The following is a 24,528-nucleotide window of genomic DNA, read 5'->3' on the forward strand; positions in this document are numbered from 1 at the left end:
GTTTTTATTAATCAGGTCGATTAATTGGCGCTACGATGAATTCGCGTGTTGAATGACACCGGCTGGTACGCGAACCTCCCGTCACAGCGCAGTGGGCGCCTCCCGGTTGGCCGGTGAGGCTGGCTCTCTCTTTTCCCGCGTCAAAGGATATGACCGCCATGAGCAATCCGAAGCTTGAAGTACTCACTCCCCACAACAGCCAGATCATCTTCATCGACCAGCAGCCGCAGATGGCGTTCGGCGTGCAGTCGATCGATCGCCAGGTACTGAAGAACAACGTCGTCGGGCTCGCGAAGGCCGCGAAGGTGTTCAACATCCCGACCACGATCACGACGGTCGAGAGCGACAGCTTTTCGGGCCATACCTATCCCGAACTGCTCGACGTGTTCCCGAACCAGAAGACGCTCGAACGTACGTCGATGAACTCGTGGGACGACCAGAAGGTGCGCGACGCGCTGGCCGCGAACGGCCGCAAGAAGGTGGTCGTGTCGGGCCTGTGGACGGAAGTCTGCAATACGACGTTCGCGCTCTGCGCAATGCTCGAAGGCGACTACGAGATCTACATGGTCGCCGATGCGTCGGGCGGCACGTCGAAGGACGCGCACGACTTCGCGATGCAGCGGATGGTACAGGCCGGCGTCGTGCCGGTGACCTGGCAGCAGGTGCTGCTCGAATGGCAGCGCGACTGGGCGCACCGCGAGACCTATGACGCGGTGATGGCGATCGCGAAGGAACACTCGGGCGCGTACGGGATGGGTGTCGACTACGCGTACACGATGGTCCACAAGGCTGCACCGCGCACGGCGACGCCGCACGAGTCGATTCCGCCGGTTCCGGCGAAGTAATCGCGGGCAGTTGCGACTGCCCGTGCCGATGCCGCGTGTCCTGCACGAATACGCGCCATCGGCTCCATGAAAAACGCGGGCGGCTGCCGTGACTGCTTCACGGACGTCGCCCGCGCCTGTTTTCCAGGACGTAGAGCCTGCATTTCAACCTGACCGGGACATTGATCGTATGGAACCTTATCTGGTTTCCCTTGGCGCGGGTTTGCTGATCGGCGTGATCTACAGCGCGATCAAGGTCCGTTCTCCGGCGCCGCCGCTGATTGCCCTTGTCGGGTTGCTCGGCATGGTGATCGGCGTGCAGGCCATTCCCGCCGTCAAACAGCTTTTTGGCTTCTGATCGATACGAGGTGACGCACATGACCGCAACCGAGTCCCAACCGGATCTGATCCTTCACAACGGAAGGTTCACGACCCTCGACCGCGCGAACCCCGTCGCGACCGCCGTCGCAATCAAGGACGGCCGCTTCGCCGCGGTCGGCCACGACGCGGACGTGATGCCGCTCGCGGGCCGCGCGACGAAGGTCGTCGATCTCGGGGGCCGCGCCGCGCTGCCGGGCCTGATCGACAACCACTGCCACGTGATTCGCGGCGGCCTGAACTACAACATGGAACTGCGTTGGGACGGCGTGCCGTCGCTCGCGCTTGCAATGGACATGCTCAAGCGGCAGGTGGCGATCACGCCCGCGCCGCAATGGGTGCGCGTGGTCGGCGGCTTCACCGAGCACCAGTTCGCCGAGAAGCGCCTGCCGACGATCGACGAACTCAACGCGGCCGCGCCCGATACGCCGGTGTTCATCCTGCACCTGTACGATCGCGCGCTGCTGAACGCGGCCGCGCTGCGCGTGGTCGGCTACACGAAGGACACGCCGGAGCCGCCGGGCGGCACGATCCTGCGCGATGCCGCGGGCAACCCGACCGGGCTGCTGCTCGCGAACCCGAACGCGACGATCCTGTACGCGACGCTCGCGAAGGGGCCGAAGCTGCCGTTCGAATACCAGTACAACTCGACGCGCCACTTCATGCGCGAACTGAACCGTCTCGGCGTGACCGGCGTGATCGACGCGGGCGGCGGTTCGCAGAACTATCCGGACGATTACGAGGTGATCCGCAAGCTGCACGACGCGGGCGAGATGACGATCCGGATCGCGTACAACCTGTTCACGCAGAAGCCGAACGCCGAGAAGGAAGACTTCGTGAACTGGACCAAGAGCACGAAGTATCACGACGGCACCGACTACTTCCGCAACAACGGCGCGGGCGAAATGCTGGTGTTCTCGGCGGCCGACTTCGAGGACTTCCGCGTCGCGCGGCCGGACCTGCCGGCGCAGATGGAAGACGATCTCGAGGGCGTCGTGCGCGTGCTCGCGCAGAACCGCTGGCCGTGGCGCATGCATGCGACGTACGACGAAACGATCAGCCGCGCGCTCGACGTGTTCGAGAAGGTGAACAAGGACATCCCGCTCGAAGAGCTGAACTGGTTCTTCGATCACGCGGAAACCATCACCGAAAAATCGATGGATCGTATCGCGGCGCTGGGCGGCGGCATCGCGGTGCAGCACCGGATGGCGTACCAGGGCGAATACTTCGTCGAGCGCTACGGCGCGCAGGCGGCCGAAGCGACGCCGCCGGTCGCGAAGATGCTGTCGAAGGGCCTCAAGGTGTCGGCCGGCACCGACGCGACGCGCGTGGCGTCGTACAACCCGTGGGTATCGCTGTCGTGGCTCGTGACGGGCAAGACGATCGGCGGGCTGCGCATGTATCCGCAGCGCAACCTGCTCGACCGCGAGACCGCGCTGCGCATGTGGACCGAATACGTGACGTGGTTCTCGAACGAGGTCGGCAAGAAAGGGCGGATCGCGGTCGGGCAGCTGGCCGACGTGGTCGTGCCGGATCGCGACTTCTTCGCGTGCGCGGAGGACGACATCGCGGGCACGACCGCATTGCTGACGGTGGTCGGCGGCCGGATCGTGTGGGGCGCGGGCCCGTTCGCGTCGCATGACGCGCCGATTCCGCCCGCGATGCCGGACTGGTCGCCGGTGCGCGAGTACGGCGGTTACGGCGGCTGGGGCGCGACGCAGCGCAGCGGCGCACCGCTGCAACGCGCGGCGGCGGCGGCCGCGATGTGCGGTTGCGCGAATGCGTGCAACGTGCACCAGCATGCGCACGCGAGCGCGTGGGGCAGCGCATTGCCGACGTCGGACGCGAAGGGCTTCTGGGGCGCGTTCGGCTGTTCCTGCTGGGCGGTCTGACATGTCGACGACAACCGGCCGGTACAGCCCCGCGTGGATCCGTGCGCTGCTCGCGCAGCCGTGGATCGGCGCGCTGGTTCGACTTGCACTCGTGTCCGCCTTTCTGATCGGCGGGGTCAACAAGGCGATGCACTTCGATGCAGCAATCGCGGAGCAGGCGCATTTCGGTTTGCACCCGCCCGCGTTGTGGGCTGCACTGGCGGTCGTCGTCGAGATCGGCGGTTCGCTGTGCATCGTGTTTCGCCGCTTCACGTGGCTCGGCGCCGGCGGCCTCGGCATGCTGACGCTCGTCGCGATGGCGGTGGCGAACGACTTCTGGAACCAGACGGGCGCCGCGCATTTCATGGCGCTCAACAGCTTCTTCGAGCATCTCGGGCTGATCGCCGCGCTCGTCCTCGTCACGATGCTCGGCGACGTGCGAAGCGGGGAAGGGGGCGGTCGAGGCTGATCGTCTGTTCTCCAGACGATTGCAACGGGAAGGAGCGGTGGTCACGAAGCACGCTCGCTCGACATGCCCGGCGCCGATGGTGGCGGGCTTCTGCGCCGCACGCACGGCGTTCGCGGCATGGCCGAAACCCGTCGCTATGCCGGCGCCGCCGCTAGCGGTCGGGCCGCACGACGACGCGGCGCATGTGTACGCGTCGCCCACCCGCCCGGGGAATTCGACCGTTTCACCGACAGCTTCGTCGCCGCGTACCGTGGCAGCAAGTCGAAGCAGGGGCGTGTTCCCGGTGACGCCCGACGTATGGTCAGACCATTTCCCGGCTCGTCTTCACGCCGTGCCGCGCGATTTCGGTCCTTGCCAATATGTGGGAAACGTCGTGCATCCGGCACTGACGTCAGCAACCGGGCACGCCCCCCATCCAAACACCGGCCCATCGGCCGCACCGATCCCGTTGCAGGCTGCGCACGCGGCCACGATCCAGGCCTGCCTTCCTGATGACCGGCAGCGCAAGCGGCGCCACGGCCCATCGATCCCGGCCAAACCCGCGCCCGAAACAATCGATCGAGCATGAACCGGCGTTCCGGTCAGCGCCCCGATTTGCGCGACGTCGAGTTGCCCGCCGCCGCATGTCGCGCGGCACGCGTCGAGTGATCGAATTCAAAATTTGTCTAGTCATCCTTGCGATTTGTCCATCCATCCTGCACCAAATCCGTGCCTGAATTCCCCGCGAAGAGGCGCGCCAGAGCCCTGTATTTAGGGGATTTCCCGCGTTTACGCGGTTTTTTTTGATCAACGCTTGTCCGGCCGTTTTTCTTCTTGCATGCTTGTATAGACAAATTCCTGAGGCGTCTTGCAGACCGAAGGGATGACGAACTTCAACGCAAGGAGAAATCTCGTGAACGGCAAGCGCATCAAGTGGGCAATCAGGACGATCGGCGCGATCGCGGCGGCTGCGGCAACCCTCGCCGCGCCTGTGCAGGCAAAGGAATGGAAGACGGTGACGGTGGCGCTCGAAGGCGGCTACGCGCCGTGGAACCTCACGCTGCCGGGCGGCAAGCTCGGCGGCTTCGAACCGGAGCTGCTCGCCAACGTGTGCGAGCGGATCAAGGTCCAGTGCAACATGGTCGCGCAGGACTGGGACGGGATGATTCCGGGCCTGCAGGCCGGCAAGTTCGACATCCTGATGGATGCGATCTCGATCACGCCGGAGCGCGAGAAGATCCTGCTGTTCTCGCGTCCGTATGCGGCCACGCCGGCGACGTTCGCCGTCACCGATACGAAGATCCTGCCGAAGGCCGCGCCCGGCGCGCCGATCGTCAAGCTGACCGGTGACGCGAATGTGGACAAGGCAACCGTCGATGCGCTGCGCAAGCAATTGAAGGGCAAGACGATCGGCATCCAGTCGGGCACCGTCTATACGAAGTTCATCAACGACGGCTTCAAGGACATCGCGTCGATCCGCGTATACAAGACGTCGCCCGAGCGCGATCTCGACCTCGTCGCCGGTCGCATCGACGCATCGTTCGACGACGTCACGTATTACGCGGCGAACACCGGGAAGAAGGAGAACGCGTCGATCGTGCTCGCGGGCCCGAAGCTCGGCGGTCCGATCTGGGGGCCGGGCGAGGGCCTCGCGTTCCGCAAGCAGGATGCCGACCTGAAGACGAAGTTCGACGCGGCGATCGGCGCGGCACTCGCGGACGGCACCGTGAAGAAACTCGCCGACAAGTGGTTCAAGACGGACGTCACGCCGTAAGCACACGCGCGGCCGCCGCTGCATGAGCGACCCGACGGTCGCGCAGCGGCGCGCATCCCGCCGATCCACTCAACGCTTGCCGGGAGGCACGCATGGCCATCCTTGAAATGCTGGGCTTCGGAACCGAAGGCTGGGGCGGCGTCCTGCTGCTCGCGGCGCTGATGACGATCGCGCTGACGCTCGCCGCGCTCGCGGTCGGTGCCGTGATCGGCGCCGGCATCGCAGCCGCGAAACTGTCACGCCACCGCAGCGCGCGCGTGCTCGGCGACCTCTACACGACCGTGTTTCGCGGCGTGCCCGAACTGCTCGTGATCTACCTGTTCTATTTCGGCGGCTCGACGCTCGTCACGACCGTCGGCCAGTGGTTCGGCGCGGAAGGCTTCATCGGCGTGCCGCCGTTCGTGATCGGCGCGCTGGCGGTCGGGATGATCTCGGGCGCGTACCAGGCCGAGGTGTATCGCGCGGCCGTGCTGGCCGTGTCGAAGGGCGAGCTCGAAGCGGCGCGCTCGATCGGCATGCCGCGAAGCATGGTGCTGCGCCGCATCCTGATTCCGCAGGTGCTGCGCTTCGCGCTGCCCGGCATCGGCAACGTGTGGCAACTGAGCCTCAAGGACTCCGCGCTGATCTCGGTCACCGGGCTCGCCGAGCTGCTGCGCACCAGCCAGATCGCCGCGAACTCGACGCACCAGTATTTCGTGTTCTTCGTCGCGGGCGGGGCGCTTTATCTCGTGATGACGGGCCTGTCGAACCGCGTGTTCAACCGGGCGGAAGCGATCGTCGGCCGCTCGTTCCGCCGCAATTTCGCACGCAACTGACGGAGCGATCGCATGTCCATCGATTTCGACTTTCTCCTCGACACGCTGCGCCAGCTGCTCGCGGCCGTGCCGACCACGCTCGGCCTGTTCTTCGCATCGCTCGTGCTCGGCGGCCTGCTGTCGCTCGTGATCGTCACCATGCGCGTGTCGCCGCACTGGCTGCCGAACCGCTTCGCGCGTGCGTACATCCTCGTGTTTCGCGGCTCGCCGCTGCTGATCCAGATGTTCCTCGTGTACTACGGGCTCGGCCAGTTCGGCGTGATCCGCGAGAGCTTCATGTGGCCGCTGCTGCGCGAACCGTATGTGTGCGCGGTGCTGTCCCTCGCGCTGTGCACGGCCGGTTATACGGCCGAAATCTTGCGCGGCGGCTTGATGGCCGTGCCGGTCGGGCAGATCGAGGCCGGTTATTCGATCGGCCTGTCGGGCTTCGCGCTGCTGCGTCGCGTGATCGGCCCGATCGCGCTGCGCCAGTGCCTGCCCGCGTATTCGACCGAAGCCGTGCTGCTCGTCAAGTCGACCGCGCTGGCGAGCCTCGTCACCGTGTGGGAAGTGACGGGCGTCGCGCAGCAGATCATTCAACAGACCTACCGGACGACCGAGGTGTTCGTGTGCGCGGCCCTCATCTACCTGGGCCTGAACTTCATTGTCGTGCGCGTGCTCGGCGCGCTCGAATGGCGGCTGTCGGGCCACCTGCGCGCGCCGAAGCAGACCGGCACGCCGGCCGCGGCCGCGCGTGACGCCCGGCGCGTCGCGTCCTGAGCGCATCCATCCTTCCAGGAGAATCCGATGAACACCGCTGCTCCCGTTGCCCTGTCGGTCAGGAACATCCACAAGTCGTTCGGCGATCACCACGTGCTGAAGGGCATTTCGCTCGACGCGCACGAAGGCGACGTGATCTCGATCCTCGGCGCGAGCGGCTCGGGCAAGAGCACGTTCCTGCGCTGCCTGAACCTGCTCGAAACGCCCGACGACGGCACTGTCGCGCTCGCCGGCGAGGAACTGAAGATGAAGCGCGCGCGCGACGGCAAGCTGCAGCCGGGCGACCGGCGCCAGGTCGACCGGATCCGCTCGCAGCTCGGGATGGTGTTCCAGAACTTCAACCTGTGGTCGCACATGACGGTGCTCGACAACCTCGTCGAAGGCCCGCTGCGCGTGCAGAAGCGCAGTCGCGCCGAAGCGGTCGAGGAAGCCGAGGCGCTCCTCGCGCGCGTCGGCCTCGCGGACAAGCGCGGCTATTATCCGGCGCACCTGTCGGGCGGCCAGCAGCAGCGCGTCGCGATCGCCCGTGCGCTCGCGATGCATCCGAAGGTGATGCTGTTCGACGAACCGACGTCGGCGCTCGATCCGGAACTGGTCGGCGAGGTGCTGCGCGTGATGCGTTCGCTCGCCGAGGAAGGGCGCACGATGCTGGTCGTCACGCATGAAATGGGTTTCGCACGCCACGTGTCGAATCGCGTGATGTTCCTGCATCAGGGCGAGGTCGACTCGGACGGCACGCCCGGCGACCTGTTCGGCGGCCAGTGCTCGGAGCGCTTCCGGCAGTTCGTGTCGAGCCATCACGACCGCGCCGCGAACTGAGGCCGTCATGACCGTATTCCGTTCGGCAAGGCCGCTCGACTGGCGGCAGATCGCGGAGGTGGCCGCCGGCGAACCGCTGGCGCTCACGGACGAAGCGCGCGTGCGCGTCGCCGCGGCACGCGGGCTCGTCGATGAAATCGTCGCGCGCGGCATCCGCGCGTACGGCGTCAACACCGGCGTCGGCGCGCTGTGCAACGTGATCGTGTCGCCGGCGCAGCAGAGCACGCTGTCGCGCAACATCCTGATGAGCCACGCGGTCGGCGTCGGCGCGCCGCTCGGCGCGGCGGAAACGCGCGCGATCATCGCGGCGGCGATCAACAATTACGCACACGGGCATTCCGGCGTGCGCGCCGATGTCGTCGACCAGCTCGTCGCGCTGCTCGAACACGATTGCCTGCCGGAGGTGCCGGCGCACGGGTCGGTCGGCTATCTGACGCATATGGCGCACGTCGCGCTCGTCTGCATCGGTCACGGCCATGCGCGCCATCGCGGCGAGCGGATGCGCGGCGACGAAGCGTTGCGCCGCATCGGCCGCGAGCCACTGGTGCTCGGTGCGAAGGAGGGGCTGAGCCTCGTCAACGGCACGCCGTGCGTGACGGGGCTGGCCGCGCTCGCGCTCGCCCGCGCGGAGCGGCTGCTCGACTGGGCCGACTGGGTCGCGGCGATGAGCTTCGAGAACCTCGGCGGACAGCTGGCCTCCTTCGATCCGGCATCGCTCGCGCTACGCGTTTCGCCCGGCATCGGGCAGGTCGGCGCACGGCTGCGCGCGCTGCTCGCCGACAGCGGGATGCTCGGCGCGGCGAGCGGCCGGCATACGCAGGATCCGCTCAGCCTGCGCACGATTCCGCATGTGCACGGCGCGGCACGCGACGTGTTCGCCGTGACGGCGGAAGTGGTGGATCGCGAACTCGCGTCCGTCACCGACAACCCGATCGTCGCCGGCACGCGCGACGAACCGGCCGTCCATTCGCAGGCGCATGCGGTCGGCGCCGGCATTGCGCTCGCGATGGACAGCCTCGCGGCCGCGATGGCCCAGGTCGCGGCGATCGCCGAACGGCGTCTCGACCGTCTCGTCAATCCGCTCGTCAGCGGGCTGCCGGCGTTTCTCGCGACGCCGGGCGGCACGTGTTCCGGCTTCATGATCGCGCAGTACACGGCGGTCGCCCTCGTCGCGCAGAACCAGCGGCTCGCGGCGCCCGCGAGCCTCGACGGCGGCATCACGTCGGGGCTGCAGGAAGATCACCTGTGCCATGCGACACCGGCGGCGCTGAAGGCACTCGACATCATCGAGAACACGACGCGCGTGCTCGCGATCGAGATGCTGGCGGCCGCGCAGGCATACGATCTGCAGCCGAACGGCGCGGCGCGGGCCGCACCCACCGATACGTTATGGCGGCACGTGCGCGAACGCGTGCCCGCGTACCAGGACGACCGGCCGCTCGCGGACGACATCGCGATCGCGACCGGCATCGTCGCAGGGATGCCGCCGCCGGTGCTGTGACGTCGGGTGACGGCGGGCGGTGGCAGGTTGTCTGGATATCTAACAATCATTCGGGCGAGGGCGCATGAACCATACGGGACGACACCTTTCCGCCGGGCTGGCGGTCGCGTCGGGCGACGACGTGCCGGCGCGCGCGCTGCCGGCCTACCAGCAGATCAAGCGTTACGTCGTCGAGCGGATCGCGAAAGGCGACTGGAAACCCGGCGGGGCGATTCCGACCGAAGCCGAACTGGTCAAGGAGTTCGGCGTCGCGCGGATGACGGTGTCGCGCGCGCTGCGCGAGCTGACCGCCGAGCGCGTGCTGACCCGTATCCAGGGCGCGGGCACGTTCGTCGAACGGCGGCATTACGAATCGACGGTGCTGGAAATCCGCAACATCGCGGACGAGATCGCGGAGCGAGGCCATCGGCACAGCGGGCGCGTGCTGCTGCTCGAAAGCAGCGACGATACGGAGGCGATCGAAGCGCTCGGGCTGCGCTCGGGGCCGGTGTTTCATTCGCGTATCGTGCATTACGAGGACGACGAGCCGATCCAGTTCGAGGATCGCTACGTGAACCCGGCGCTGTTTCCCGCGTATCTGGAACAGGACTTCACGGTCGAGACGCCGAATCACTATATGGTGCGGCTCGCGCCGATCCAGCGCGCGGAGTTCCGGATCTATGCGCAGAAGCCCGATGCGCAGGTGCGCCGGCATCTGGTGATGGAAATCGGCGAGCCGTGCTTGTTGCTCCGGCGGCGGACCTGGGTCGGTGACCAGGTCGCGACGTCGGTGCGGTTGTGGCATCCGGCTTCGCGGTTTCATTTGGCGGGGAGGGTGTAGGGGCAGTCGCAGCCAGACCGCCTGTCCGCCTTCCGCGCGTTGGGCACGGCCGGTACCAAAGAGGGTGATCAGCGCTTGGAAACTGGTGCGCCGCTCGCACTCGCGGCGATCCTGCTGCTGGTGAGAGGCGGGATACTGTGGTCCGCCATCCTGAAGCGATCGCGCGCGTCCACGTCACGGCGCTCTGGGTAGCGCTCTTGGAGCGGCTGGCCGATGCGCCCGATCGAAAGATCGCGTGCGCCGTGTGTCAATCGGAGCCGCGCGGATGATGGCCGCGTCTGAACGTCAGCCGGCGTTCGTTGACGAGCGCACGCCAATCGAGCTTCATCAGCGCGAACACGAGGCCGAGCAGGACCAGTTGCGTGACGACGAAGTAGCCGCCGAGATACGTGCCTTCGAGTTCCGATTCCACGTCCAGTCGGGTCGACGCAAAGCGGCCGAGATGCGCCCAGATCGCATAGGTCGTTGCGCGGCCGATGAAGAACGCCGTCGCGATGATTCTGAGCGGCAACCCGGAAAGCCCGTATGCAATGAAGAGGTAGTTCGACGGCAGCGGGCTCAAGGCGTAGAAGAAGAACGCGCCGGCGGTGAGCGTGCGGTGCTGTCGCAGCCAGCGCGTGGCGACGTCGATATTCTCGCGGTCGGATTCCCGCACCCAGCGGGAGCGGACGAGCGATCTCGCGAAGGTCGCCAGGATGACACGGCCCGTCGTCGCCGCGCCGGCCGCCACGACGGCAAAGACGAACGGATTGCCGTCGGGCAGGTTGAACCCGACCCATGACATCGCCATCCACGTGGGCGGCGCGAACGCCGGCATGAGATTCAGCAGAAGAATCAGTACGAAGAGTACAGCCAGCGTCAGCACGATATCGACTCCAGGCCATCCGGTGTTACGGCTCGATTTTGCTGAGGAAAGGGGCCGATGGCTTGACTCACGTCAAGCAACGCGGCGTGCCGGTCGTTCACGGGACGCACGCCGTCCTGACCCATGTCAATGCTCGAAGCACGGCGCTTCCTAGACTGATGCCACGCCGTCCGCAACCGGAGCCGGATGCGGCGAACACCACCATGCACGACGATCGGAGCAATGGTCATGTCCCGAGTCCCCTGGTCGATCGATCTCGTGTTGCTGATTCTGGCGGCCGCCACGCTCGCCGGCGGCGGCGTATGCGTGGCGTTCGGCCAGCCGTCGCTCGCGCGATTCGCCTGGCTGCTGGGGACGCTGCCGGTCCTGCTCGCATTGACGGTCTCGCTGGTCAAGGCCGTGATGAGGCGACAGGCCGGCATCGACGTGCTCGCGTGGCTCGCGATCGCGCTGGCGGTCGTGCTCGACGAAACGCTTGCGGCGGCCGTGATTGCGTTGATGCTGGCGAGCGGGCGGACGCTGGAGCGGTATGCGCAGGACCGCGCGCAACGCGAGATGAGCGCACTGCTCGGCCGCGCTCCCCGGCAGGCGACCCGTTTCGAGAACGGGGAATGGCGCTCGGTTGCGCCGGACACCCTTGTCCCCGGCGACAGGCTGCTGGTGCGGAGCGGCGAGTTCGTGCCCGTCGACGGCACATTGACCGGCGACGCGGAACTGGACGAGTCCATGCTGACGGGCGAATCGTCCACACTGCGACGCCGTTCCGGGGAAAACGCATGCAGCGGCGTGGTCAACGCCGGCGCGCCGTTCGAAATGGTTGCCCGCGCGACGGCGGGCGACAGCACGTTTGCCGGCATCGTTCGCATGGTCGAGCGTGCGCAACGCGAGCGCAGCCCGTCCGTGCGTCTCGCGGATCGCTACGCAGCGTTCTTCGTGCTCGCATCGCTGCTCGTCGCGGGTATCGCGTGGCTGTTGACCGGCGACGTCGCACGTGCGCTTGCCGTGCTCGTCGTGGCCTCGCCGTGTCCGTTGATCCTCGCCGTGCCGGTCGCCATCGTATCCGGCATGTCGCGTTGTTCGAAACGCGGCATTCTGGTCAAGGGCGGAGGTGCGCTGGAGCGTCTTGCGCAAGCGACAATTCTGTTCTTCGACAAGACCGGGACGCTGACGGGAGGACGGGCGCGCATCGTTGCGATCGAATGCGGCGCGGACGTCGCAGCGGACGATGTGCTGCATTTTGCAGCATCATTGGCCCAAGCATCGGGCCATATCATCTCGGACGCGCTGACGGTCGCGGCGCGTGAACGTCGCATCGATCTGTCGCTGCCGTCGGCCGTCATCGAAACAGCCGGCGAAGGCGTGACGGGCCGGGTCGACGACCGGACCGTTGCAATCGGCAAGTTCGAATACGTGTCTGCGTGCGCGACGATTGCGCCGTGGAGCGACGCATTCCTGGCGCGAGTCGTCAGCGAGGGCGGGGCTGCCGTATTCGTCGGCGTGGATGGCGTCATGATCGGCGCGATTCAAATGGCCGACCAGGTGCGGCTGGAAACACCACGGGCATTGCGGTTGCTCAAACGTGAAGGCGTCGAGCGTCTCGTCATGCTGACCGGCGATCGGCACGACATTGCCGAGGCCGTCGGCGAACTGCTGGGCGTCACCGATGTACGCGCGGAGCAGACGCCGGCGGACAAGCTTGCCGCCATCCAGGCTGCCCGGCAGGAGGGCGTGACGATCATGGTCGGCGACGGTGTGAACGACGCACCGGCGCTGGCCGCGGCCGACGTCGGCATCGCGATGGGTGCGCGGGGAGCGGCCGCGTCATCCGAAGCAGCCGACGTGGTCTTGCTGGTCGATCGGCTGGATCGACTCGTGGATGCGATGCGTATCGCACGTCGATCGCGCCGGATCGCGCTCGAGAGCGTGGTGATCGGCATGTCGTTGTCGGTCGTCGCGATGACGATCGCGGCGGCGGGATTCCTGCCGCCGATTGCCGGTGCGGTGATTCAGGAAGTCGTCGACGTCGTCGTCATCGTCAATGCGCTACGCGTGTTGCTGGTGCGCACGAGGCCCACGGGAGCCGGGCTGGCCGATATCGACGTCGAGCAACTCAGGCGCGAGCACACGGCATTGTTGCCGTTGCTGGACCAGATCAGGGATTTCGCGGATCGCTTGCCGACACTGTCCGGGGGCGCCATCGCTGGCGAACTGGCTGGCATCATCGATGCGCTCGACCAACGGCTGCTGCCGCACGAACGCGCCGACGATCTGGAGGTCTACGCGCGTCTTGCACCGCTGCTCGGCGGCGAAGATCCACTGGCGGCAATGAGCGGCGCACACCGGGAGATCTTCAGGATGATCCGATCGCTCCGGCAGACGGTCGCCGACCTGCCGCGTGACGGAACGAACGCCATGCAGGTGCAGGCGATACAGCGCTTGCTGTACGGGCTCGAAGCGATCGTGCGCCTGCATTGCGCCCAGGAGGAGGAGCTGTTCCACGCCGTGGGTGCGGATGCGTGACGACGAAGCGCGTCACGCACGCGACGCATGGACGAGCAGGACCGGCGTCTTCGTGATGCGCGCCACGCGCCCGGCCACGCTGCCGACGAGCCAGCCCGTCACGCCTCGCCGCCCGTGCGTGCCCATGACGATCATGTCCGCATTCCATTCGAGTGCGTCGCGCACGATCAGATGGGAAACGTCCGCGCCGGTTCGATCTGCGTGAATGAGTTGCGACTGCGCATGTTTGGCCGTGCCTTCGAGTATGGCCGTGGCACCCAGGAGCACATGATTTCCTTCGCCGATCAATGCTTCTTCCAGTGCCCCGCCAAGGACGAAGTCGCCCAGCATTGGGGGGGATCAACCACGTATATCGCACGGAATTCGGTGTCGGCCCGCGAGAATGTCAACCCTGTCCGCAATGCGTCGAGTGCAATCTCGCTTCCGTCGACGGCTATCAGCACTCGCTGAGGAGCGCGGACGGCCTGGACGGGTGAAATGCCGATGTTCATGAATGTCTCCCTATGGGGGGGCCCTTGATTTCCACCCATTTTTCCTGTCAATCGCCTTTAAGCCCAGCAAGGCCTCGCCTTGCGACCCCAAATAAACTCCTATATAAATCAAAGCGATACTGTCTCCCCCTCGCTTGGAGGTCGCTGGCCGTTGTCAGTTGGTAGTGTCGGCTCGAAATTCCACCATCGTTTAGCTGTGCAACTTGGCCCGAACGGACACCTTGTTAAGCTCGGTGGCTTGTTGATGGGATTGCGTTGTCGGCCGCGGCACTTGGCAGGATCCGCTTCGGATAGAGCGGCACTGGGAAATTGAAGGTGCTACGCAAGTTGATACCTTCGATATGAGGGGAGCAATTCGCCGCAACCGGTCCGCTTCAACCGGTTGTTCCAGATGAGCGTCGATATCGCGTTGCACGTCGGTGGCGTTCTACGCGATCAAGATGATCGAGAGCGGGCTCAATGCTGATGACACTACGGCGAGCAATTCCTGCGGAAGGTCCACCCGAATGCGGTCGATATCGATTGTCGATCCCTCATATGATGTCGCGCTGGCGAGTAACTTGTCGTTGCCTCTCACCATCCGCCGCGGCGCCCAGCGACCGATTCCGATCGCGTCGGTGCAATAGAATGCCGGTACCCTCTTTTGCCCAACAGATCTATTGCAACGATTCGCACGATGAAACGACTTCCACCGCTCAATTGGCTACGCGCATTCGAATCGTCAGCCCGGCACCTCAGTTTCACGCACGCGGCGACCGAGTTGAATCTGACCCAGGCCGCGATCAGCCAGCAGGTGAAAGGACTTGAATCCCAGCTCGGTACGGCGTTATTCAAGCGCCTGCCGCGAGGCATCGAGTTGACCGAGGCCGGGCTCGCCTACCTGCCAGTCGTGCATGAAGCGATAGAGCGGCTTGCTGCCGCCACCGACGAGATTTTCGGGCAAGGCCATCTGAAGGTGCTGACGGTGCGAGTGAGTCTGGTATTTTTCACGCATTGGCTCGCATGGCGCATACCGGACTTTCGCAAGCGGTATCCGGACGTCAATCTACGCATTACGAGCAATATCTGGGGAGGCGATAGCAGCGTCACCGATGTCGAAGCCGATCTGGAGATCCGCTACGGGCACGGGAAATGGACGGGGCTGCGTGCTGAGCGACTGACCTGGGACACGCTGCTGCCGGTCTGTGCTCCCGGGTTGCTGTCTCCCAAAGCACCGCTTTCGGTGCCGAAGGACCTCGCGCGTTTCGAACTTCTCCATGTGCTCGGCTACGAGGAAGGTTGGGGATACTGGCTCAAAAAAGCGGGCGCATCGAAGGTCGATTCTTCGAAGGGAATGCAATTCGACACGCTGATTTCGGCCTTGAAGGCGGCTGAACTCGGTCAGGGCGTTGCACTCGCAAGGTCGTCCCTCGTCGAGCACATGCTGATCTCCGGCCAGTTGATCGCGCCACTGAAACCACGCCTTCCAACCAGTGAGGCGTTCTACCTCGTCTATTCCCCGCACAGCATCGTCAATCCTCATGCGGCTGCGTTCGTCGAATGGCTCACTGCACAGGTTCAGGAGGCGCACGCGAGATTCTGATCTCGCATGCGGCATGCGAGTCCGGTTGCCGGGACGCGATCTCCGATCTGCCCATCATCTGCTCGATTCATAAAAAAAACGTACCCATCCTCGTTTTTTTTATTGCTTTACCCGCCACGGCTTCTCATCGAAAGTTGCTTCCATCCCGCTTGACCGGCATCCAACCGCGACGCGACGCGGCCGGCCGGCGGTGACGGGGATTGTCCACAACATGATGATCGACGGTCGCGCGATGCGGCCAGTCTGGAGGCGACTCGGCGGATTATGGGAAAGAACAATCAATTGCCGTTCAGCGGTGTGAAAGTCATCGATTTCGGCCAGTACATTGCGGGGCCAGCCGTCGCGATGATCCTCGCGGATCTTGGTGCGACCGTCATTCACGTGGATCCTCCAGCCGGGCCGCTTTGGGATAGCCCGGCCAATGCGGTGCTCAACCGCGGCAAGCATTGCCTGCAGATCGATCTGAAGACCGACAAAGGCCTGGAAGAAGCCAAGGATCTGATCCGCCGCGCGGATGTTGTCATCGAGAACTTCCGGCCGGGCGTGATGGCGCGGCTGGGTCTCGATTTCGCGAAGTTGCGTGAAGCACGCCCGCAACTGATCACGCTCTCGATGCCCGGCTTTGCCAGCAACGACCAGTTACGTCGCGAATGGCGCGCGTTCGAGCCGATCATCGCGGCGGCTTCGGGCGTTTTTACGGACATGGGGCAGAACCGCGTGCTGATGGGCATCAACCCGAGTTTCTCGCCGTTGCCGCTGGCGTCTGCCTACGGCACCATGCTGGCCGTCTCGGCTGTCGGGCTTGCGTTGCAGGCACGGCAGCGCACCGGCATGGGAGATGAAATCGAGGTCCCGCTGGCGTCGGCTGTGATGGAGGGGCTCTCCTACAACTCGATCCATATCGAGAACTACCCCGAGCGATACAAGACCCTGCGCGAAAAGGAAATCGAGCGGCGGCGCTCCAACAATCTACCGATGGATCTGTCGTACGAAGCGCTGCAGGAATATCTGGATCCGTTCTACCGGACCTACGAGTGCGCCGACGGTCGCAAGTTTTATACGGTATGCCCGTCACATCGCTCGCACGCGCGCCGCTGTCTGCAGGCGATGGGACTGTACGAGGAAATGCTGGAGGCCGGTTTGCCACGGGTCGATGATCCGTACCTGCCGATTCGCGAATGGGAAGGGAACGCGTCGCTAGGGGTTTATCCGTTACCTGAAGCGTGGGCGAAGCGCATTTCCGCGCGTATGAAGGAAGTTTTTCGTACGAAAACAGCTGCCGAGTGGGAAAAGATTTTCGGTGAAGGAGGTTTCCCTGGAGCGGCACACCGGACGACGCGGGAGTGGCTGCATGACGGCCACGCGAATACTGCCGGCCTGGTCGTGAATGTCGACGATTTCGAATACGGTGTGATGAAACAGCCCGGGCCGGTCGCGTGGCTTGAAGACTGTGCCGAATCCATGCTCTCACCGGCGTCCCGCCATCCGGTGACCTTCCGGGATGCGTTAGCCATTCTGGATGAGCAGGAGCGTACTGAACTGCCGGCCCCGTCGGGGGTACCAACACAGGGGTGGCTCGACGGGGTGCGTGTGCTCGACCTGACGAACGTGATTGCCGGCCCCCATTCGGCGTCGTTTCTCGGCCGTTTTGGTGCCGATGTCATCAAACTCGACCCCGTCGTGCCGAATTATGATCCGTGGAACACCGTGGTCTTCGGGATGTCGTCGGCGCGTGGGAAGCGGAGCGTGCTCGTCGATCTGAACCATCCGGATGGACGCGAGGTGTTCACTCGACTCGCCCGGTCTGTCGACGTGATCGTCATGAATGCCCCGGATCGTCAGCTTGAGCCGCTGGGGCTGGACGAGGCGAGCCTCCGTTCCATCAATCCCGGCGTGATCTTCTGCCAGCTCGACTGCTTCGGCGGTCCTCGACGCGGGCCGCGGACCGACTACCTTGGCTACGACGATCTGATCCAGGCGTGCACCGGGATCATGGTGCGATTCGGCGGCGGCATGGAGACGCCGGAGGAGCATGCGCATGTCGGAACGATCGACGTCATGTGCGGATTCGCGGCTGCGCTAGGTGTGGCTGCCGCGCTTTACCGCAAGGCGAAAACAGGCGAGGTTGGGCGCGCGAGAACCTCCTTGTCGGCACTCGGCAATCTGGTACAGATTCCGTTCGCGTATGACTATGCGAATCGCCCACCATTCGACGAGCCGTCCGGTCGCGAGGCGAGCGGCTACGGCGCGATGTCTCGATTCTTCCGGGCCGCGGACGACTGGATCTATGTGGACACCAGCGAAAGTGAGTTAAACGAATTGGATCGAGTCGAAGGTCTGGCCGGAATTGCGGCAGCCAAGGATCCAGCTGCATTCCTCGCGTCCGCGCTGGGTACCGCGTCCGCCGCGTCTTGGCAGATCAGGTTGCAGGCCGCCAATATCGCGGCGGCGGTGCCGGACAACATCGTCAATCTGCGTCGGCACAACAGCCGGCCTAGCGACGATCGTCCCGGTATCGACAACGGCAGCTACTCGTTCAGCGTCTATGCGAATCATCCTAGCGGTCGATGTGTCACGCAGCTCGATCCCTTCGCGATTCGTCCGCGCCATGCCCGGATTCGCGCCTTGGCACCCGCTGAAAAATTCGGCGCATCGACGCAATCCGTCCTGCGCGAGTTCGGATACAGCGATGCCGAGATCGAGATACTGATTGCCCGACATGCGATCGGAGATAGCTGGTCCGAAGAGTATTTGCCCAGCTAGTTGCGGGTCTTGTCGAGTCGCGCGACGAGTCGAGCATTCCCGCACGAAGCGCGGTGCAAAGCGAACGTCGCGACGACGAGACAGTCGCGCCGGTGGTTCGCCGGATGAATCAACGCGACACACAGCCGACGTGCGCAAGGCTACGGCGGGATGTGAATATTCTTACATTGGAGACAGCCATGCACGATCCGACCCAGGCTCTTGTGAGCTTTCGTCACGTCAAAAAAACTTACGACGGCGAGACGCTAGTCGTCAAGGATCTCAACCTTGAAATCCAAAAGGGCGAATTCCTGACTTTGCTCGGCCCATCCGGCTCAGGAAAGACGACCTGTCTGATGATGCTCGCAGGATTCGAGTATCCAACCGATGGCGAGATCTGGCTCGATGGCCAGTTGCTGAATCGGATCCCGCCACATAAACGCAATATCGGGATGGTGTTCCAGAACTACGCGCTCTTTCCTCATCTTACGGTCGCACAGAATCTGGAATACCCGCTCAAGGTTCGGAAAATGCCGCCCGCTGAACGGGAGGCAAGGGTCAAGCGAGCGCTCGACATGGTCGGCATGCATAAGCTGAGCAAACGGATGCCCAGCCAGCTGTCCGGCGGTCAGCAGCAGCGCGTTGCGCTGGCACGAGCACTCGTATTCAACCCTCGGCTCGTGCTGATGGACGAACCCCTCGGCGCGCTCGACAAACAATTGCGCGAACACATGCAGCTCGAGTTGAAGGCGCTTCACGAAGAGCTCGGACTGACTTTCGTCTACGTCACGCATGACCAGAGTGAAGCACTCACGATGTCCGATCGTGTTGCCGTGTTCGACCAGGGCGTGATTCAGCAGCTCGATACCGTGGATCGCCTGTACGAATCACCGACGAATCTATTCGTCGCGAATTTCATCGGCGACAACAACCGGATGAGCGGCACGGTCGTTGCAAGGAACGGCGACCGCTGCCAGCTTCGGCTCGCGGACGGGACGACGGTGCGCGCACTGAATGTGGCGTCCGTTGACGTCGGCAACCAGGCGACGGCGGTTATCCGACCGGAACGGCTCTCTGTCGAATCGACGTTCTCGGCCAACGAGGGCAATGTCATCGAAACCGAAACGCTCGACGCAATTTATTTCGGCGACCACGTCCGACTGCGTTGCCGTGGCCCGGGACAAGCCGAGTGTTTCGTCAAAGTTCCCCTCGAACACGATTGGCGGTCGCACGTTCGTCAGGGAAACCGGATTGCGCTGTCGTTCCGGGAGGATCACCTGAAGATCTTGAGCTGACTGTCTAGTTTTTATCACTCAGTAGGAGGAGACAATGAAATCGAATTCGAAAATGATTTGCGCCGCGCTGCTCGCGTCTCTGTCGGTGGCAGCTTTCGCCGATGGTCTCACGACCGTCAACTATGGTGGCGCGGCCGGCAATGCTCAAAAGGCGGCGTGGGTGGACCCGTTCGCGAAGGAAAGCGGCATAGCGACGAATGCCATCCAGTACACGGGTGACATGGCCAAGGTCAAAGCGATGGTCGAGGCCAGAAATGTCACCTGGGATGTCTTGGAGGTGGAAGCGGCGGACGTCGGTCGCGGATGCCAGGATGGTCTCTTCGAGAAACTCGACTGGTCCAAGATCGCCAACAAGAGCGACCTGATGGCCGGAGCTGCCACGCCTTGCGCAGCCGGCACGTTCGTGTGGTCGACCGTGCTCGCATACAACCCCACGCTGACCAAGGGCGCGCCGCAAGGCTGGAAGGATTTCTGGGACGTCAAGAAATTTCCGGGAAAGCGGGGATTGAAGAAGGAGGCTCGTTATAACCTGGAGTTCGCGCTGATGGCTGACGGGGTGGCGCCGAAGGACGTCTACACGGTGCTCGGCACGTCCGCGGGTGTCGAACGCGCGTTCAAGAAGATGGACGAACTCAAGCCCTACATCCAGTGGTGGGAGGCTGGCGCGCAGCCTCCGCAATTCCTGATTGCGGGTGACGTCGCGATGTCGACCGCATATAACGGTCGCATCGACGCGGCAGTGCGTGAAGGAAACAAGAATCTCGGTATTGCGTGGGATCAGAGTATTTACGAACTCGATTTCTTCGTCATTCCGAAGGGCTCGAAGAACAAGGAAGCGGCCGAAAAATACATCTCGTATGTGCTCAAGCCCCAGGCACAAGTCGCGTTCGCGCAGAAGATTCCGTATGGTCCGACCAACAAGGCAGCGCTGAAAATGCTCGATGCGGCAACACAGGCAGCGCTTCCCAATTCAGCGAAGAATGGCAAAACCGCCATTCCCAACAGTGTCGAGTTCTGGACGGACCACGGCGACGCACTGGAGCAGCGCTTTACGGCTTGGGCCGCGAAGTAACGACCGGGGGAAGAAGCATGAGCACCATAACTTCTCGGCAACAGAGCTGGGATACACGCCAGCTCAAGCGGTCGCTGCGAGCCGTTCAGTTTCGAAAGGAGGTCGTGGCGTTTGGACTGGTGGCGCCCCTCGTTCTGTTCATCCTGCTTGTGTTCGTGATGCCGGTCGCATCGATGATTTCTCGATCGGTTCAAAGTCCCGAGGTGGTCGATGCATTGCCGAAGACGACCTCGGCATTGCGCCACTGGGATGGCAAGTCACCCGTTCCTGCCGAGGCTTACCGTGCGCTGGTGCTCGACGTGGAGAGCAACGGTGGCGACAACGATACCGGCACCGCCGCCGGTCGGCTGAACGGCCTGAAGGATGGGTTCCGGTCGTTGTTTTACAAGACGACCAGCGCGCTTCCTTTCACCGATGACGATGCGGCGATTTCCGCGCAGGATATGCAAAGGCGCCTGATCGAAGTCGACCCGCGCTGGGCCGATACAAGCTACTGGCAGGCGATCGCAAGCGTATCGTCCCGTTACACGAGCCAGTATCTCCTTGCCACGATCGACTATCGTGAGGACTCGGGCGGCCGCATCGTGCCGGTCGAGAACGGCGCGTCCGCATACCGTGCGGTGTTCATGCGGACCTTCGTGATCAGCGGGCTTGTGACGCTTGCGGCGCTGGTGCTGGGTTATCCGCTCGCTTACTGGATCTCGATTCTGCCGGCTCGAAAGGCGAATCTCGTCATGATCCTGGTGCTTCTGCCGTTCTGGACGTCGATTCTCGTGCGGATCTCGGCGTGGATCGTCATTCTCCAGGGGGCGGGCCTCGTCAACAAGGCGTTGATGGCGCTGCAGGTGATTTCGACGCCCCTGTCGCTCCTGTTCAATCGGACGGGGGTGTTGATCGCGATGACGCACATCTTGCTGCCATTCATGATCCTGCCGCTCTACAGCGTGATGAAGTCGATTCCTTCTAGCTACACCAAAGCGGCCATTTCTCTTGGCAGTCATCCCTTCGGGGCATTCTGGAAAGTCTACGTGCCGCAGACGCTTCCCGGTGTCGGCGCGGGCGGGTTGCTGGTATTCATTACCTCGCTGGGCTATTACATCACCCCGGCGCTGCTCGGTGGCGCCGGCGACCAGATGGTCAGTTACTACATCGCGTATTTCACCAACGTGGCCCTGAATTGGGGGATGGCCTGTGCGCTCGGTGCGGTCCTTCTCCTGGTGACGCTGGTGCTCTTCGCGCTCTATCGAAGGATCGTCGGTTCGGAAATCAAGGTGGCTTAGCATCATGAAAACTCACGTGCCGCGTTTCGCGCCCTACATGTCGACGCCGGAAATCGTATGGCATTACGCACTGCGATCGGCAAACGTCGTGGTGCTACTGTTTTTGATTTTGCCGATCCTGGCGATCATTCCGCTTTCGTTCAACGAGAACTCATTTCTCGTCTATCCGATACACGGATTCTCGTTCAGGTGGTATCACAATCTGTTCACGTCCACGGACTGGGCGCGCGCCGGCGCAAACAGCTTCATCGTGACGCCGATCGCGACGGTCGTTGCAACCATCCTCGGAACGCTGGCGGCATTGGGATTGAACAAGGCATCGTTCAGGGGCAAGGGTTTGCTGGTCGCCGTCCTGATCTCGCCGATGATCGTCCCGGTCATCGTCACCGGCGTCGGGATGTACCTGCTGTTTGCCCGATGGGGACTGGCCGGAACGTATGCCGGACTGATATTCGGGCATACGGTGATCGCCGCGCCGTTCGTCGTGGTCACGGTCAATGCGACGCTTGCCGGCTTCAACCAGAACTATGTGCGAGCCAGCCTGAGCCTGGGGGCATCGCCGGTACGAACATTTTTTGCCGTTACGTTGCCGATCATTGCGCCAGGGGTGATTTCCGGCGCGCTGTTTGCGTTCGCTACGTCGCTGGACGACGTCGTGATCACGATGTTCATCGCCGGTCCGACTCAGGGAACGCTTCCGCTTCAGATGTTCATCGGGATTCGCGAAAACATCACGCCCACGGTCGCCGCGCTCGCGTCCATTTTCATCGTCTTCTCAAGTCTGCTGCTGATCACCATGGAATGGTTGCGTTCCCGATCCGTCGCGAGGCAGATGTTGACCTGACGTTGCCTGCGCCGGCGATGATCGGATTTGCCCTGGTGGAGGCAAGTGTCCGGAACGACGCGCAGATGTCATGCAAATAATCCAGGAGGCAAGATGTCGGCAGGAGAGATCAACGAAGCCCGCTTGACGCAATCGGTTGGCGAGTTCGACTATATCGTGGTCGGAGCAGGTACGGCTGGCTGCGCGGTCGCGAATCGCTTGAGCGAGGACGATGACGTATCCGTGCTGCTGATCGAGGCGGGCGGGAAGGACAACTACCACTGGATTCATATTCCGGTGGGGTATCTCTATTGCATCGGAAACGCACGGACCGACTGGCGTTACAAGACCCGTGACGAGGCGGGATTGAACGGCAGGGCGCTGTCCTATCCAAGAGGCCGGGTTCTGGGTGGGTGCTCGTCGATCAACGGCATGATCTACATGCGCGGTCAGCGAGAGGATTACGACGGGTGGGCGCGAATGACGGGCGATTCGTCCTGGCGATGGGACTCGGTGCTCGAAACGTTCAAGAAGAGCGAGGACTATCACGGCGGTGCAAGCGATGCTCATGGCGCCGGCGGCCCGTGGCGCGTAGAAAAGCAGCGACTGAAATGGGACATTCTCGAAACGTTCGCGCAAGCCGCCGAGCAGACCGGCATACCCGCAACGGACGATTTCAATCGCGGCGACAACACCGGCGTCGGATATTTCGACGTCAATCAGAAGCACGGCATTCGCTGGAATGCATCGAAAGGTTATCTTCGACCCGTGGCGAAGCGGGGGAACCTGACGATTCTGACGAACGCGCAGACCCGACGACTCCTGTTCGAGAACAAGCGCTGCACCGGAATCGAGTTTCGTCACGGCGGCGAATCGCGCATTGCCAAGGGAAAGCGTGAAGTGATCCTGTGTGCCGGCGCGGTCAATTCTCCGCAATTGCTGGAATTGTCGGGAATCGGAAATGCCGATCGTCTGGCGAAGCTTGGAATCGAGGTGGTGGAGGATCTGCGCGGCGTCGGCGAGAATCTGCAGGATCATCTGCAATTGCGCATGGCATTCAAGGTTGAAGGTGTGCGGACCTTGAACACGCTCAGTGCTCACTGGTGGGGCAAGCTGATGATCGGTCTCGAGTACGGACTGTTCAGAAGCGGGCCGATGGCGATGGCGCCGTCGCAGCTCGGCGTGTTTGCGAAGTCGGACCCGAACGATAAAACGCTGTCGCGCCCCGACGTCCAGTACCACGTGCAGCCGCTGTCGCTCGAACGGTTCGGCGAACCGCTGCATCCGTTCGACGCATTTACGGCGTCCGTTTGTCAATTGCGGCCATCGTCGCGGGGTAGCGTGCACATCACGTCGAATGATCCGCTGATGGCACCGAGTATTGCGCCCAACTATCTGTCGACGGAGGAAGACCGCCACGTCGCGGCCAACGCGCTGCGACTGACCCGGCGCATTGTTGCGGCACCCGCGCTCGAGCGGTTTCGCCCGCAGGAAATTCTGCCCGGCATTCAATTCCAGACTGAGGAGGAGTTGCAGTATGCAGCCGGCAACGTCGGAACAACCATCTTTCATCCGGTTGGAACCTGCCGGATGGGAAGGGCGGACGATCCAGGCTCGGTCGTCGATTCCCGGCTTCGCGTGCGCGGCGTGAGCGGCTTGCGGGTCGTCGATGCGTCGGTCATGCCGACGATCACGTCCGGCAATACTAATTCGCCGACGCTGATGATCGCGGAGCGCGCTAGCGAGATGATTCGTGCAGATCGAAAGCGGGAAGGCAGGTCGGCGGAGACAATTCGTGGCGGAGTATTGTCGACATGACGCATAGACACTGGCGTAGAGAAGATTAATT

General features: G+C 63.5%; 21 protein-coding genes and 1 pseudogene. 18 read left to right on the forward strand and 4 right to left on the reverse strand.

What is annotated here, in order from left to right; genetic code table 11:
* Positions 1–158 precede the first annotated feature (158 nt).
* From L810_RS10055 to hutC, 10 genes are all read left to right on the forward strand, one after another.
* On the forward strand, positions 159–845 hold the full coding sequence (locus L810_RS10055; protein ID WP_021158289.1) for a hydrolase: 687 nt from the start codon (positions 159–161) through the stop codon (positions 843–845).
* A 169-nt stretch (positions 846–1,014) separates the two neighbouring features.
* Complete coding sequence (locus tag L810_RS10060) at positions 1,015–1,182, forward strand: DUF1427 family protein (protein WP_009692709.1); 168 nt, start codon at positions 1,015–1,017, stop codon at positions 1,180–1,182.
* A gap of 19 nt (positions 1,183–1,201) precedes the next feature.
* On the forward strand, positions 1,202–3,094 hold the full coding sequence (locus L810_RS10065; protein ID WP_021158290.1) for an amidohydrolase: 1,893 nt from the start codon (positions 1,202–1,204) through the stop codon (positions 3,092–3,094).
* Position 3,095: 1 nt separating this feature from the next.
* Positions 3,096–3,542, forward strand: a complete 447-nt coding sequence (locus L810_RS10070; RefSeq protein ID WP_021158291.1) for a DoxX family protein — start codon at positions 3,096–3,098, stop codon at positions 3,540–3,542.
* An 862-nt stretch (positions 3,543–4,404) separates the two neighbouring features.
* Complete coding sequence (locus tag L810_RS10075) at positions 4,405–5,295, forward strand: transporter substrate-binding domain-containing protein (protein WP_021158293.1); 891 nt, start codon at positions 4,405–4,407, stop codon at positions 5,293–5,295.
* Between the two features lie 92 nt (positions 5,296–5,387).
* Positions 5,388–6,110, forward strand: coding sequence for an ABC transporter permease (locus tag L810_RS10080; protein WP_021158294.1), 723 nt, complete (start codon positions 5,388–5,390; stop codon positions 6,108–6,110).
* Positions 6,111–6,122: 12 nt separating this feature from the next.
* A complete protein-coding gene (locus L810_RS10085; RefSeq protein WP_021158295.1) occupies positions 6,123–6,869 on the forward strand; it encodes an ABC transporter permease in 747 nt (248 codons plus the stop codon).
* A 27-nt stretch (positions 6,870–6,896) separates the two neighbouring features.
* Positions 6,897–7,688, forward strand: a complete 792-nt coding sequence (locus L810_RS10090) for an ABC transporter ATP-binding protein (protein WP_021158296.1) — start codon at positions 6,897–6,899, stop codon at positions 7,686–7,688.
* 7 nt (positions 7,689–7,695) lie between these two features.
* Positions 7,696–9,189, forward strand: a complete 1,494-nt coding sequence (locus L810_RS10095; protein ID WP_021158297.1) for an HAL/PAL/TAL family ammonia-lyase — start codon at positions 7,696–7,698, stop codon at positions 9,187–9,189.
* Between the two features lie 64 nt (positions 9,190–9,253).
* On the forward strand, positions 9,254–10,009 hold the full coding sequence (gene hutC / locus L810_RS10100; RefSeq protein WP_021158298.1) for a histidine utilization repressor: 756 nt from the start codon (positions 9,254–9,256) through the stop codon (positions 10,007–10,009).
* Between the two features lie 247 nt (positions 10,010–10,256).
* Here hutC and L810_RS10105 read toward each other — a convergent pair whose 3' ends face one another.
* Positions 10,257–10,874, reverse strand: a complete 618-nt coding sequence (locus L810_RS10105) for a hypothetical protein (protein ID WP_021158299.1) — start codon at positions 10,872–10,874, stop codon at positions 10,257–10,259.
* 228 nt (positions 10,875–11,102) lie between these two features.
* Here L810_RS10105 and L810_RS10110 point away from each other — a divergent pair, with 228 nt between their 5' ends.
* The gene (locus L810_RS10110; RefSeq protein WP_042973973.1) at positions 11,103–13,394 is read left to right on the forward strand and encodes a heavy metal translocating P-type ATPase; all 2,292 of its coding nucleotides are present in this window, start codon (positions 11,103–11,105) and stop codon (positions 13,392–13,394) included.
* 12 nt (positions 13,395–13,406) lie between these two features.
* Here the strand turns inward: L810_RS10110 and L810_RS48990 are convergent, their stop codons facing one another.
* From L810_RS48990 to L810_RS49000, 3 genes and pseudogenes are all read right to left on the reverse strand, one after another.
* Positions 13,407–13,661 carry a universal stress protein gene (locus L810_RS48990; protein ID WP_226233590.1) on the reverse strand — a complete coding sequence of 85 codons (255 nt, stop codon included), beginning with the start codon at positions 13,659–13,661 and terminating at the stop codon, positions 13,407–13,409.
* Positions 13,662–13,678: 17 nt separating this feature from the next.
* On the reverse strand, positions 13,679–13,885 hold the full coding sequence (locus L810_RS48995; protein ID WP_226233588.1) for a universal stress protein: 207 nt from the start codon (positions 13,883–13,885) through the stop codon (positions 13,679–13,681).
* 224 nt (positions 13,886–14,109) lie between these two features.
* A pseudogene (locus tag L810_RS49000) lies at positions 14,110–14,408 on the reverse strand (Tn3 family transposase); the annotation flags it as partial.
* 153 nt (positions 14,409–14,561) lie between these two features.
* Between L810_RS49000 and gcvA the strand changes: the two are divergent.
* The 7 genes from gcvA to L810_RS10150 all read left to right on the forward strand — a co-directional run bounded on the left by gcvA (position 14,562) and on the right by L810_RS10150 (position 24,497).
* The gene (gene gcvA, locus L810_RS10120; RefSeq protein WP_021158302.1) at positions 14,562–15,467 is read left to right on the forward strand and encodes a transcriptional regulator GcvA; all 906 of its coding nucleotides are present in this window, start codon (positions 14,562–14,564) and stop codon (positions 15,465–15,467) included.
* A gap of 264 nt (positions 15,468–15,731) precedes the next feature.
* Positions 15,732–18,230, forward strand: a complete 2,499-nt coding sequence (locus L810_RS10125; RefSeq protein ID WP_021158303.1) for a CoA transferase — start codon at positions 15,732–15,734, stop codon at positions 18,228–18,230.
* Between the two features lie 179 nt (positions 18,231–18,409).
* Entirely contained in the window at positions 18,410–19,504 is a 1,095-nt protein-coding gene (locus L810_RS10130) for an ABC transporter ATP-binding protein (protein WP_021158305.1), read from the forward strand.
* Between the two features lie 34 nt (positions 19,505–19,538).
* The gene (locus L810_RS10135; RefSeq protein WP_021158306.1) at positions 19,539–20,576 is read left to right on the forward strand and encodes a polyamine ABC transporter substrate-binding protein; all 1,038 of its coding nucleotides are present in this window, start codon (positions 19,539–19,541) and stop codon (positions 20,574–20,576) included.
* A 17-nt stretch (positions 20,577–20,593) separates the two neighbouring features.
* Complete coding sequence (locus L810_RS10140) at positions 20,594–21,856, forward strand: ABC transporter permease (RefSeq protein WP_042973933.1); 1,263 nt, start codon at positions 20,594–20,596, stop codon at positions 21,854–21,856.
* Between the two features lie 4 nt (positions 21,857–21,860).
* Positions 21,861–22,700, forward strand: a complete 840-nt coding sequence (locus tag L810_RS10145) for an ABC transporter permease (RefSeq protein ID WP_021158308.1) — start codon at positions 21,861–21,863, stop codon at positions 22,698–22,700.
* A 93-nt stretch (positions 22,701–22,793) separates the two neighbouring features.
* On the forward strand, positions 22,794–24,497 hold the full coding sequence (locus L810_RS10150; protein WP_021158310.1) for a GMC family oxidoreductase: 1,704 nt from the start codon (positions 22,794–22,796) through the stop codon (positions 24,495–24,497).
* The last annotated feature ends 31 nt before the right edge of the window (positions 24,498–24,528 follow it).

The sequence above is a fragment of the Burkholderia sp. AU4i genome (assembly GCF_000466765.1).
GTDB classification, from domain to species: domain Bacteria; phylum Pseudomonadota; class Gammaproteobacteria; order Burkholderiales; family Burkholderiaceae; genus Burkholderia; species Burkholderia cepacia.